Source organism: Bartonella sp. AA56HLJMS, from assembly GCF_042197145.1.
Taxonomy (GTDB): Bacteria; Pseudomonadota; Alphaproteobacteria; order Rhizobiales; family Rhizobiaceae; genus Bartonella.
Genome location: NZ_JBHIRL010000008.1, coordinates 74003 through 88092, shown reverse-complemented (window position 1 = coordinate 88092; position 14090 = coordinate 74003). Strand labels below are relative to the sequence as shown.

Here is a 14090-nt window from a genome sequence, read left to right as displayed (position 1 = left end):
GCACTTTTAATATAATAAGCTAATAAGCTCCTGTAAATTTTTTAGAAAGAATTTAGGTAAAGATAGCATGCTTTCTTCATTACAAAAGTGTCTAACTATCGTTTTTTTGTTACTCACTTTAATATATGGCGTAAAAAACGCTTATGCTGAGTTATCTTCTGATGAACAATACCAACATTTAAAAAACAAAAGAAAGAATATTAAAGAGAGCATACAATTTATTGAAGAAAGTATATCTCATTTGGATATTTGGGAAAAAAATATTTCTAAAGCAGAATACTATGAGCGTTTACAGGAACGGAATAAGTTATATAAAAAACTGAAAACTCTGAAGGATGAATATTATAATCTTGGTTCGAAATTACAGGATCTAGCTGAAAAAAAACAAAAAATTATCTCTAGAATACATATAGCGAGAGAGTATGAAGTAGGGGAGTATGAAGAAAAGTTGATTAAAGCAAAAGATTATTTAAAAAAAACTCAAACGTTTAATGAATGGGGAATGAATGAGAAAAGTGGAGGTGATGATGAGATAATGAAAAATTATCTCATATTTATTATTGCTTGCAATACGTTAGCGGATATATTGCAAAGTGATATAGGTGCTATTTTGCGCAAAGATTTTGATTGGAAAGATAAAGATTTTAGTTGGGCTAAAGGCGCAAATAATTAAATAAGTCCTAGTTTAGTCAGGGATATTAAAGAATTATTAACAGATGGCTCTTATAGTTATGAAAAACAAATATTTGACGATATAAAAAATAGTCTTACAGAAGATAATTGGTTTGTAAAAAGTGCACCTAAGCTTTGTAATACCATTAAAGAAGTACATAATATAATGCTTCCAAACAAGAAAAAGAATATTATAGATCGTATACGTTTTCATGTTGAAGAATTATTTAATTAAAAATTTACTCATATAAATACAGAGAAATTAAGATTATATACTAAATAATAGTTAAAATATATTTTAATTTTTTGTTTTTAATTATTATTTATAATAAAGTAATTTTATGCACATAAGATATTATCTATTGTTCTTATCATATAAGATTTAATATATATATTAAATAATAAAATCATATATCTTTTTTATGTTTTCTTTTTATGCATAATTTTTTGTGCTTGTAGTTTTTTATTTTTATCTGTTTAATTATTTTAATGACGATACATCTCATATCATAAATCTTGTTTCATTAATATGATAAGAGAGATATTTTATAGCTCTAAGTTGTGTTATATAGAGAAAAAAAATGATATTTTAATTCATTTTTTTCTTAAAACTTAAATCATTAACGATTTATATCTTTGATATTGTGAAAGATGAAAAGAATTTATCATTTTAGTAGATTCTTTTATTTAAGAAATAACTTAAAAGAAATTGATAAAAGCTATATTTTTATTCACGTTATAAAACTGAGAGATGATATTTGTACAGAAGTGCAATAATAGATGTTTAATATATGAGCATAAATTTATTATGGCTTTAGGCACGTGAGATGATTCATAGGGAGGGTTTCCTTTGTTCAGTAGTTTATCTATAAAACTAACTCCGCTTGTGATGTACAAGTGGATAAATTTTATTGATTCAACATAAGAGAGGTTTGCGCTATTAGGATCTTTCATACAATATAGAAATAGAAAAAAGATAAATTATTATTATAAATTAATATGTTATTATATTTTAAGAAAGTTTTTTATAAATAAAATATTTTCAGCAGTTATAGATTTTCTCTCTAAGAAAATGTGTTGTTTAATTAAGAAAAAAGCACTTCTTTAGTAGCGTATTTTTAAACTAAACTGTTTAGTTAAACGCTATGGAATATAAAATTTTTATTACAAAAGCGTATCACTATTATTTTGTAAACAAGGGCAGAAAATTGTTCATTAGCAAAAAGCTCTCTTACAATTATGCAGAAATTTTAGACAATCAGTGGTTTTAATTCATTAAATGTTTCAATAATATCGTAGATGATTTTGTTTTTGTGTATCACACAAGGAAAACAGTAAAATTTATCTGATATTTTAGAGCTTCATGCATTGCAACACCTGTTGCAAAGGTTCTATAAGCTTAACATGAAGAGTAATAAATGTAAAAATTTTAATTAGTAAGTTTTTTAGAGTAGTATCAGAGTTTATTTTAATTAATATTGCAATATTGATTCGTTTGTGTAATCTTAGTTTAAATGCACAGAGGTGTTTTATGGATAGATTGCATCAAATACCAATGTGATGAAGAGGGGAAATGATATGAGTGTATAAAAATTAGAATGGCTCGTCGTATTTTTTCTCTAAATTTGACTTTTTTTTTTATATTGAAGTAAAAATAGTAAAATTAATTGTTATTTCATTATAATTTAATAAATTAAGTTGGAATTATATTTAATATTTTTTTGAAGTTACTTAAGAGCGCGTTGAAAGGATTAACTTAATCATGTCGCATAAAAATGTTTATTCTGCTGTTTCAGTATTAGTTGGAGCCGCTGCCCTTTTTCTTATAGCTGGTATTTCTGCAAATGCGCAAACTTTATCACAAGGTTGGTACAAAGTTTGCAGTAAGCAGCATGATGTTGATATTTGTAATACAATGAATACTGTATTATCGAATACGGGACAACCTTTAACGGCTTTTAATCTTGTTGAAATAAAAGGGAAGCAAAATGAGAAACGTATAGGTATTCAAGTGCCTACAGGTCGTTTTTTGCCAGAAGGTGTTCACATTAAAATTGGTGACGAGTTCTCTAAAAAAATTCCTTATATTATTTGTAATGGACCAAGTTGTATTGCTAATGATGTCTTAGATGATAAGCTTATAGCAGCTATGAAAAGTGGTACAAAAATGGTTGTAACCACAGTTAATTTCCGTGGTTCAGCTAATCCTATTGAATTTTCTCTTAATGGGTTTACAGCAGCCTATACCGGTCCTGGTATGGAGGAAAAAGATTTCCAACAAGAACAAATAAAGCTGCAGCAAGCTATTCAATCAAAGCAAAAAGAAATTGAAGAGCGTATGCGGGCTGAGCAAGAAAAAGCGAAACAAAAGTAATAAAACCACACCATAAAAGTTGGTCAAAACGTTTTCTATAATTGTTTATTTGAACCGCCACAGTTTTCTGTGGCGGTTTTTTTTAATCCTTAATTTTTCGAAAGAATTCTGCGTTTCCACCAACCAATACGTTCAGTTTTGGAAGAATCATTAGGCGTTGATGAAATAACAACGGGTTGATTAATTGTTTCTTCAATTTGGGAAGGAGAGGTTTCGATAACTTTCTCCATCTCGATTACAGTTTCTTGCTCTAATATTTTTTGTATTTGCGTTGTCTCTTTAGAAGATGATTTTTTACGTGTTCCACGTGTTGATTTTTTACTCTTTTCAAGAGCTTTATCTTCTACCTCATGAATAGCTTTGTCTGCTTTTTTTGTTTTAGTTTTACGCACCGGACTGGTTGTAGGTTTTTTTTCAAGAGATTTTTGTTCTGCAATATTTTGATCATTCTCTAAAGAAAGTTGATTTTCTACTACTTTTGAAGAACGTGTTTTACGTTTTTTAGGTTTAATACTTGTATCATTTTTTTCAGATTCACTCTGTTGTTGTATATCTAGAGTTTGTGTATTATTTTTTGTTTCTTCAAGTTCAAAAGATTTAGCAGGTGAAACACGACGTTTGCGATGCGCTGCTTTAATTTCTGCTAAAGCTTGCTTAGCAAAATCTCCCACTGGTTCTGCATAAGGAACGCGAATCTGATGAAAACTATTATCTTGATTGCGTCGACCACCACGACGTCCTCGACGACGTCCTCGACGATAAGAATCATCATTCAAGGTATCTTCTTTTTTATGAACGTTGGAGAGAGAATGATCAGTAATTTCACCGTGACGATTTTTGCGCCGACGCTTTTGATTTGTTTCAATGGGAGAAGGATTTTCAATAGATTCACTCTTTATGAAAACAGAATCTTCAATTTCTTGCTTATTGTCATCTTCCAATGAAGATTGAGAAATTCTCTCTGCTATTGAGCCTTTAGAAATAACAAGATGTTGTGTTCCAATACTATCATCTGCTTCAATACTAATATTAAGTTTAAAGCGAGCTTCTAAATTAACAAGAATATTGCGTTTATGATTTAATACATAAAGCGCTGTTGCTACGGGGGTGCGCACGATAATATTATGTTGCGAATTATGAAGAAGATATTCTTCAATTGAGCGCATGACATGTAACGCAATTGATGATTCAGAACGTATATTTCCTGTTCCTGCACAATGTGGGCAGGGCTGTGTCGTACTTTCTAAAACCGATATGCGAATACGTTGACGACTCATTTCTAAAAGGCCGAAGTGTGAAATATGACCTACTTGAATACGAGCACGATCGTTTTTTAAACAATCTTTTAATTTTTTTTCAACCAGCTTCACATTGCGTTCTTCAAGCATATCAATAAAATCAATCACAATTAAACCAGCAAGGTCACGCAAGCGTAATTGACGCGCTACTTCTTCAGCAGCTTCAAGGTTAGTTTGTAAGGCTGTCTTTTCGACAGAGAATTCTTTCGTAGAGCGGCCAGAATTTACGTCAATAGCAACAAGTGCTTCTGTTTGATTAATAACAAGATAACCACCAGATTTTAAAGAAACCTGTGGTTGCAACATTTTATCAAGTTGAATTTCAATATTATTTCTTGCAAAAATGGGCGTAGGATCACGGTAAGGTTGCACAACTTTTGCATGACTTGGCATGAGCATACGCATAAAGTCTTTCGCTTCACGATATCCTTGGTCTCCAGAGACAAGAATTTCACTAATGTTCTTATTATAAAGATCTCGTATAGAACGCTTGATGAGATTGCTTTCTTCATGGACAAGGTATGGTGCCGTTGACTCGAGTGTCAAAGTGCGAATAGTATCCCATAACCGCATAAGATATTCATAATCACGTTTAATTTCAGCTTTTGTTCTATTGGCACCAGCGGTTCGTAAGATAACGCCCATACCTTTTGGAACGGCTAATTCTTTTACGATTTCTTTAAGACGCTTACGGTCTTGTACGTTCGTAATTTTTCGTGAAATACCACCACCACGTGCTGTGTTGGGCATTAGAACAGAGTAACGACCAGCTAGAGATAGATATGTTGTAAGGGCAGCACCTTTATTACCACGCTCTTCTTTGATAACTTGTACCAACAAAATTTGACGTCGTTTAATGACTTCTTGAATTTTATACTGGCGCCCTTGTTTTCTTTGATAAATTGGGAGCTCTTCACGGATGTCCTCAGCACCGACCATTTCAATCTCATCATAAGAGATATTGGCATTTAATGCTTCTTCTGTATTATCAATTATTATCGCTTCAGATGTGATATCATTTTCAATATCGGCTGCTATAACATTGTTTTTTTCACTTTTTTTTGTTCTTCTGGAGCGTTTTTTATTTTTAGTTGCTTCTTCCGTAAAGGTATCTACAGAATTTTCTCCTACAGCTTCTTTTTCTTCTTCTTCAAGAAGAGCAAGGCGATCAGCAATAGGAATTTGATAATAATCAGGATGAATTTCAGAAAATGTTAAAAAACCATGTCGGTTTCCACCATATTCAACAAAAGCCGCTTGGAGAGACGGTTCTACACGCGTAATACGTGCGAGATAAATATTCCCCTTGAGCTGTTTTCTATGTTCTGATTCAAAATCAAGTTCTTCAATTTTGTTGCCGTGAACAACAACAACACGTGTTTCCTCCGGATGGGAGGCATCTATAAGCATTTTGTTTGACATAAGTTAATATCCTGAAGGCGACATGCACAATTTTATTCAAACGAACGCTATAACTATTCGTAAACATAAAAGGCTGTCTGCCATAAAAGGGAGGTACCAGAAAAACAGGACGGAACACCACGTGCAGAGGCATGACTGCATTTACACCATTTCTCATCATTATTTCCATCTGTTTTTTATGACTCATATTTCTTAAAAGTCTCCGGTAAAATAATCTTTAAAACAGTTCGGATATCCGAACCAACGAATCTTAAGTAATGCAATCCTAATGTTACAACATAGAAATTTTTCATCCATAAAAAAGTCTCAACGCATAATAGACAAAAAACCTCTAAAGACAACTTAATATGAGTTACAGATAATTTAGATGACTATTATCAGTTAGGAAGCATAAATATTCTTTTATGTTGATATCATGCGTTTGGCAAGTAACAATGTAAATCATGTATAATTATAATATCTTTATGCCCTTAATTTCGTTTTGAGGTGTTTATTTAGCTTTTATTGAAAAATAGATAATAAATTGGTGTATCATTTTATGTAAACAAGATAAATTATTACAAAGGTAATGTAGAGTATTTTGCTTATGATAAGAGTTTTTTTTACCAAAAAGCTGAAAACAGCTTATGGGGATGTTATTGTGCTCGTCACATACTTTGTATTATCTTTTTTGCTACTCCAAACTAGTGTTCAAGCCGCAGATCCTCTGAGACTTATTAATTTTCGAACCATTGGTGATAGTGTTCATACGCGTATTATTGCGGTTTTTAATTCAAAACCAAATGTTCGTTTACAGATTTTGGACAGGCCCGTACGTTTGGTTATCAATTTACCTACAATTGACTTTTCGATGCAAAATACACCTTTAAAGAAACGAAATACATTATCCGTTATGCTTTCAGATGTGCGTTATGCTTTCTCTGACATACAGACCTCACGCATTATTTTGACAAGTAAAACGGCTTTTGTGGTTGAAAAAAATGTCGTAAAAAAATTAAATAATGGTTTATGGCAGTTGCTGATTGATATTCGTAAAAGTACACAAGAAAAATTTGATGAGATATTAAAAAAACAGCAAAGAAGCAATTTTGATACAAAAACACAGTTAATGCCAGCATATAATTTCCGTGTTGTTCTTGATCCTGGTCATGGTGGTATTGATGGTGGTGCGCGGGGTGTTACTGGAATTTTAGAAAAAGATGTGACTTTAGACTTTGCGCGTGCATTGCGAGACGAATTACAAAAGGATTCTCATATTACCGTTGCTTTGACACGAGATTCCAATATTTTTTTAAGACTAAGTGAAAGAGTTAAAAAAGCGCAAGAGTTTGATGCGGATCTTTTTATATCTATTCACGCGGATACGATTGATCTACATTCTCTTCGCGGTGCTACAGTATATACCATATCAGATAAAGCCTCTGATGCCATTGCAAAATCTTTAGCTGAAAATGAAAATAAAGTTGATTTGCTTGATGGTTTGCCTGCAGATGAAACGCTCGAAGTTACAGATATTTTGATGGATCTTACACGACGTGAAACACATACATTTTCGGTTAATTTTGCAAATAGTGTTATTTCAAATTTATCAAAGAATCATATTAACTTGATTAATAACCCACATCGGTATGCTAATTTTCAAGTTTTAAGAGCTTCAGATATACCCTCAGTCTTGATAGAGATAGGTTATTTATCCAATAAAGAGGATGAAAAGTTATTAAATGATCCTCATTGGAGAAAACAAATGGCAGCCTCTATTGCTCATTCTATTCGTCAATTTGCTGATTATAGGCAGAAAATGATACAGCCTCTTTAAATTTATGAGAAAATAGAGTATCAATATGGGCTTCTAGTGTACCTTGGTATAAATAAAAGATAGAAAACAAATTCTCTTGATCTCAATCTTGTGGTGATATCCACTTGGTGTGTTTGAAGTAACGTATTTTTTCTTTAATTAATTCTTAAGAAAGCGATAGCCGTTTTTATGATGATTTTTTTAAGATATCTTCTTCGTTTTTTTATTGCTATTGGACTTTATGGTGCAATAACGTGGGGTGTTATGACCAGTGGTCAAGCAAATGCACTCCCTGATTATGAAGTTCTTTCACTTTATGAGCCGCCGGTAATGACCCGTGTCCATGCTTCTGATGGCCGTCTTATGGCAGAGTTTGCAACAAAACATCGCCTCTATTTACCGATTCAATCAATACCAAAGCTTGTTATAAATGCTTTCATTTCGGCTGAAGACAAAAACTTTTATCATCATTTTGGTTTAGATCCTGAAGGACTTTCTCGAGCTTTGATCAATAATATTCGTAATATTGGTTCTGGAAGACGTCCAGAGGGTGCATCAACTATAACGCAACAAGTCGCTAAAAACTTCCTTTTAAGTTCAGAAACAACGTTAGAACGTAAATTTAAGGAAGCTATTTTAGCAATGCGTATTGAGAAAACTTATTCAAAAGATCATATTCTCGAGCTTTATCTCAATGAAATTTATCTGGGTCGTGGCACTTATGGTATAGCAGCTGCTTCTTTGACTTATTTCAATAAATCCGTCAATGACCTGACGCTAGAACAATGTGCTTATTTGGCTGCTCTTCCAAAAGGACCAGCAAATTATGATCCATTTAAGAATACACAACGTGCTATTGATCGGCGTAATTGGGTTATAGACCGGATGATTGCAAATGGATATGTAACGCGTGAACAAGGTGAAAAAGCGAAAGCTAAACCTTTAGGAGCGACAATCCGTGGGAGTGATAGCTATGTTTTTGCGGCTGATTATTTTACTGAAGAAGTACGGCGTCGTTTAATACATCGCTATGGGGCTAAAACACTTTATGAAGGTGGGCTTTCCATTCGTACAACGCTTGATCCGCATTTACAACTTATTGCGCGACGTGCTTTGCACGATGGATTAATTAGATTTGATCATGCGCAAGGATGGCGTGGAGCTTATGCGCATATTGATGAGAAAGGTGATTGGGGGACAGAACTTGCAGATATCACAGGGCTAAGTGATGTTCCTGAATGGCGTTTAGCTGTTGTTCTTTCTACTAATCTCAATAAAGTAGAGATTGGTTTACAGCCACAGCGCGAAGCTTCAGGTATATTATCAAAAAAACGGGAAATTGCTGTTTTATCTGAAGCTGATTCAAAATGGGCACTCCATGTTGTAAAAGAAAATGGTTATCGAAAAACTGTTCAGAGCTTATCTCATGTTCTGCAAGTTGGGGATGTCATTTTTGTTGAAAAACTATCCAATACAAACAACACTTATCGTTTACAACAAATTCCAAAGGTTGAAGGTGCAATTGTTGCTATGGAACCTCATACAGGGCGCGTTCTTGCTATGGTGGGAGGATTTTCTTTTGCCGCATCTGAATTCAATCGTGCAACCCAAGCTTACCGCCAACCGGGGTCTGCTTTTAAGCCTTTTGTTTATGCAGCAGCTCTTGATAACGGATATACACCAGCATCCGTTGTTTTAGATGGCCCCATTGAAGTTCGTCAATATAATGGTGAAGTTTGGCAACCCAAAAATTATGGTGGTACCTTTGCAGGACCTTCAACGTTGCGTTACGGTATTGAGCATTCTCGTAATCTTATGACAATACGGCTTGCCAATGATATGGGAATGCCTCTTGTCGCTGAATATGCAGAACGCTTTGGGGTGGTAGATAAATTGCAGCCTTATCTTCCCATGGCTTTAGGGGCTGGTGAAACAACAGTATTACGGATGGTTACAGCTTATTCCGTTATTGCCAATGGCGGACGCTCTATTAAACCTTCTCTGATAGACAGAATTCAAGATCGTTATGGGAAGACAATTTATCGTCATGATGATCGTATTTGCGAAAATTGTAATACGAATTCATGGAATAATCAAAGTGAGCCCACATTGATTGATGAGCGAGATCAAGTTCTTGACCCTATGACGGCTTATCAAATTACCTCGATGATGGAAGGGGTTGTTCAGCGTGGTACTGCGGCACGTTTACGTTATCTTAATCGACATATTGCCGCTAAAACAGGAACAACCAATGACTCTAAGGATGTCTGGTTTATGGGATTTACTCCTGACATTGTCGTTGGTATTTTTGTCGGTTATGATCAACCAGCTTCGTTAGGATATAATGGAACAGGAAGTTCATTAGCTGCACCTATTTTTGGTGATTTTATGGCAGATGCTCTTAAAGGGAAGCGAGATGTTCCCTTTAAGATGCCAAAAGGTATGATTTTAATGCCAATTAATCGGAAAACAGGAATGCTTGCCGAAAGAGGAGATCAAGATGTCATTATAGAAGCATTTAAACCAGGGACTGGTCCTGCTGATATATATCAAGTTATTGGGAGTACAAATTCTTTTCAAGAAGGTGTTCCTGCAGTAACGACTTCTCCACAAGTCAACAAAGCACTTGAAAGTGGGACAGGTGGGCTGTATTAATCGACAAAATCTCCTTTTGCCATGAGTCATGGTTTTTATCTTTTTTTTACAATGTCGGTTCTATAAATAGAGTGATAGAATTGTACCATTTTCTGATAGCAGCTATTAAATTTGTATAAAATGCTAAGAGACACAATCAAAAAGAGTTTTTTAAAATACGGTGTTAAATTATGCGAGCAGAAATAGAAACATTAGTTGATGAAATCCAGAAAGCAATACAATTGCTAAGGGGGCATCTTTGACTGGGATCAATCACTAAAGCGTCTTGAATATCTTAATCAAAAAGTGGAAGATCCATCATTATGGGATGATGCACAACGAGCACAGGATATGATGCGTGAGCGTCAACGTCTCGATGATTCAATCAATGGTCTTTTATCATTTACAAAAACACTTGAAGAATGCATTGAGCTTATTGCGATGGGCGAAGAAGAAAGTGATGTGGAAATTATCGCTGATGCAGAAAGATCAATACGTAATCTTAAAAATGAGATAGATAAAAGGCAAATTGACGTACTTCTTTCAGGAGAGGCAGATCCGAATGATACCTATTTAGAAGTTCATGCTGGAGCAGGGGGAACAGAAAGCCAAGATTGGGCTTCTATGCTCTTACGTATGTATATGCGATGGGCTGAACAGCATGAAATGAAGGTTGAAATTTTAGAAATTCATGATGGAGAAGAAGCAGGAATAAAGTCAGCGACTATTCTTGTAAAAGGGCATAATGCTTATGGAATGTTAAAAACAGAATCAGGCGTTCATCGCTTAGTGCGGATTTCTCCATTTGATTCGAATGCAAAGCGCCATACTTCTTTTGCGAGCATTTGGGTCTATCCAGTTATTGATGACAATATTGAAGTTGATGTTTCAGAGGCAGATGTGCGTATTGATACATATCGTGCATCTGGAGCAGGAGGACAACATGTTAACACAACAGATTCTGCTGTTCGCATCACACATATAAAAACGGGTATTGTTGTTCAATGTCAAACAGAGCGTTCTCAACATAAAAATCGCGCTACGGCTTGGTCGATGTTGCGTGCACGGCTTTATGAAGAAGAGCTTAAAAAAAGAGAAGAAGAAACCAATGCTGCTGAATCTTCTAAAACAGAAATCGGATGGGGACATCAAATTAGATCTTATGTTCTTCAACCCTATCAGCTTGTCAAAGATTTGCGTACAGGAATTGAAAATACGGATCCACAATCCGTACTTAATGGTAATTTAGATGCATTTATAGAGGCAGCACTCGCACGGCGCATTTATGGACAAGACAAAAAAATTGAGGATATTCGTTAATTATATATCCTTCCTTCAAGCCATATAGATTTTTTCTTAAGCTGTTCGTTTTATGGATGCTGTGATGTTATATAGCCTTTGATACTTTAAAGGTTTAAAGGGGGATTTTCTTGTTCCTTTCTTCAATTTTTTCTCACACGCTAATTCTGCTTATGATATTGCAAGTGATAGGAAGAATCTGAAATCAGAAAATTTTGCGATATTCGTGGGACTAATATAAATGTAAAACAATTCATTATCCTTATAAATCAATATATTGTAAAAATCGAATCCGTGGAAAAACTAAAATCAATTAGGGAGAATAACTTTTGCTTTTGAAGGTAAATCAAACACTCAATTTACAAGTTACCATTATGATATAAAAGTGTTGCAGTAGCTAAAACATTTTCAGCATGCCCAGATACGCTTACTTTGCGCCATTCTTCTGCTATTATTCCATTTGCATCAATTAAAAAAGTGCTCCGTTCAACTCCCATATATTTGCGTCCATACATGCTTTTCTCAACCCAAACACCATAAGCTTCGAGGGTCGTTTTTTCTTCATCAGAAACCAAGATGACATCAAGTTCATGTTTTATTTTAAATTTATCATGTTTTTTTACATTATCTGGAGAGATTCCAATAACAGCAACACCGATTTCATCAAATTTCATCTTTAATTTTGTGAAATCAAGTGCTTCACTTGTGCAACCACTGGTGTCATCTTTGGGATAAAAATATAAAACAACAGGCTTTCCTTTAAAGTCAGAAAGACACACTGTCTCTCCTCCATCGCGCGGCAAAGTAAAATCAGGAGCAAGAGCACCTTTCATTGGTCTTGTCATTGTTTTCATCTTTCTTTTTTGTGTAACAGGTATAAGATATCAGAGTACACAGAAGAAAAGAACTATTCAACTCTCTAGAATTTTATCGTTTTGAAGAGACTTTTATTTCCCTAACAAAATTCGCCCTATCACAACGATTGAATTGAAAGAACAAGCTCGACGTGAACAACATAAACAAAACAGCAAAAGATTATACTGGTTTCATCACAACATGTTTTTTCTTACCAAAAGAAAGTTTAATGGTTCCTTCTGCACTGACATCCCCTTCAATAATAAGATGTGTTTCATCCTTTATTATTTGATCATTTACACGGACACCTCCACCTTGAACGTGTCGGCGTGCCTCACTATTAGATCTAGCGAGTCCTGCTTGTACTAAAAGAGTGAGCAATCCAACACCTTTTTTTAATTCTGAGGCATTAATTTCAACAGTTGGAAGATTTTCTCCCAGAGTTTTTTCTTCAAACGTCTTGCGAGCCGTTTCTGCTGCTGCATCAGCAAGAACACGTCCATGCAACATTGCTGTAATTTCTGTTGCAAGAATTTTTTTTGCTTCGTTAATTTCAGTTCCTTGTAATAGAGAAAGTTTAAGAATCTCATCCATTGGCAATGGAGTATAGAGCTTTAGAAATCGTGTTACATCAGCATCTTCTGTATTGCGCCAGTATTGCCAAAATTGATAAGGTGAAAGTTTATCCGCATTTAGCCATACAGCCCCATTCAATGATTTACCCATTTTGGCACCGGAAGAGGTTGTCAGCAATGGTGATGTTAACGCATATAATTGCGGTGTTCCTAAACGATGTCCTAATTCGATTCCGTTAATAATGTTGCCCCACTGATCAGAGCCCCCCATTTGCATACGCAACCCATAACGTTTATAAAGTTCAACAAAGTCATAAGCTTGCAGAATCATATAATTAAACTCTAAGAATGACAAAGAGTGCTCACGCTCAAGTCTGAGTCTGACAGAATCAAATGACAACATACGGTTGACAGAAAAATGCTTTCCTACATCACGCAAAAATTCTAAGTAGTTTAAATTGCATAACCATTCAGCATTATTCACAATACAAGCATCGGTTTCTCGGTCACCGAATGTCAAATAGTTAGCAAATACCTTTTTAATACCATCAATATTTGTAGCAATATCATCTTGTGTCAGAAGACGTCGCGCTTCGTCTTTGAAGGAAGGATCACCAATCAATCCGGTCCCTCCGCCCATTAAAGCAATGGGGCGATGACCCGTTTTTTGTAACCAATAAAGCATCATAATCTGAAGAAGACTTCCAGCATGTAAACTCGATGCTGTTGGATCAAATCCAGTATAAGCGCTTACAGTTTCTTTTGAAAAAAGATCATCTAAGCCTTTTTCATCTGAAATTTGGTGGATAAAACCACGTTCGCTCATAATGTGTAAAAAATCAGATTTAAAGGCAAACACAGATTTAATTTCCTAATTTAAGAGTGCATTTATTGTATATAATAAGCGATTATATAACGAATTATTAATGCGTTATCTATCATAACTGACGCACACCTCACAAGAGAAAGAGACATATTGGTAGTATAAAGATAATAATACAAGTATTATTATCTTTATACGCTAAAAAAGAGACTTCTTAGTAATAGAAAAAAGGTATGCTGTTATTCTCATTTCTATCCTGAAATAAAATTTAGAAAAGTTTTAAATGCAGACTAAAAAAATTACTTTGTTATGATCAGAGACAATTTTTGCTAATTTTTTTTAT

Annotated in this window: 8 protein-coding genes; 5 read left to right on the top strand and 3 right to left on the bottom strand. The window is 34.3% G+C overall.

Going from position 1 to position 14090, the window contains the following annotated elements:
* Nucleotides 1-67 precede the first annotated feature (67 nt).
* Together ACFINI_RS05765 and ACFINI_RS05760 are read left to right on the top strand one after the other, a co-directional pair.
* Nucleotides 68-673, top strand: coding sequence for a hypothetical protein (locus ACFINI_RS05765; RefSeq protein ID WP_375646729.1), 606 nt, complete (start codon nucleotides 68-70; stop codon nucleotides 671-673).
* A gap of 1761 nt (nucleotides 674-2434) precedes the next feature.
* Nucleotides 2435-3046 (top strand): invasion associated locus B family protein, encoded by a 612-nt coding sequence (locus ACFINI_RS05760; protein ID WP_273791265.1) that lies wholly within the window; start codon nucleotides 2435-2437, stop codon nucleotides 3044-3046.
* A gap of 89 nt (nucleotides 3047-3135) precedes the next feature.
* Here the strand turns inward: ACFINI_RS05760 and ACFINI_RS05755 are convergent, their stop codons facing one another.
* Entirely contained in the window at nucleotides 3136-5766 is a 2631-nt protein-coding gene (locus tag ACFINI_RS05755; protein ID WP_375611890.1) for a ribonuclease E/G, read from the bottom strand.
* 586 nt (nucleotides 5767-6352) lie between these two features.
* On the opposite strand from ACFINI_RS05755, the gene ACFINI_RS05750 reads away from it, so the two are divergent.
* The 3 genes from ACFINI_RS05750 (at nucleotide 6353) to prfB (ending at nucleotide 11515) form a co-directional block, all read left to right on the top strand.
* Nucleotides 6353-7582 (top strand): N-acetylmuramoyl-L-alanine amidase, encoded by a 1230-nt coding sequence (locus ACFINI_RS05750; protein ID WP_375646724.1) that lies wholly within the window; start codon nucleotides 6353-6355, stop codon nucleotides 7580-7582.
* A gap of 168 nt (nucleotides 7583-7750) precedes the next feature.
* Nucleotides 7751-10216 (top strand): penicillin-binding protein 1A, encoded by a 2466-nt coding sequence (locus ACFINI_RS05745; protein ID WP_375646720.1) that lies wholly within the window; start codon nucleotides 7751-7753, stop codon nucleotides 10214-10216.
* A 170-nt stretch (nucleotides 10217-10386) separates the two neighbouring features.
* Nucleotides 10387-11515 (top strand): peptide chain release factor 2 gene (gene prfB, locus ACFINI_RS05740; protein WP_375646717.1). Its coding sequence is split into 2 segments (ribosomal slippage): nucleotides 10387-10455 and nucleotides 10457-11515, totalling 1128 coding nucleotides; the frame shifts between segments, so codons are not numbered across the junction.
* Between the two features lie 338 nt (nucleotides 11516-11853).
* Here prfB and ACFINI_RS05735 read toward each other — a convergent pair.
* Nucleotides 11854-12339: a peroxiredoxin gene (locus ACFINI_RS05735; protein ID WP_375646714.1), complete on the bottom strand. Its 486-nt coding sequence runs from the start codon at nucleotides 12337-12339 to the stop codon at nucleotides 11854-11856.
* 190 nt (nucleotides 12340-12529) lie between these two features.
* Nucleotides 12530-13783, bottom strand: coding sequence for a tyrosine--tRNA ligase (tyrS, locus tag ACFINI_RS05730; protein WP_375646711.1), 1254 nt, complete (start codon nucleotides 13781-13783; stop codon nucleotides 12530-12532).
* Nucleotides 13784-14090 lie beyond the last annotated feature (307 nt).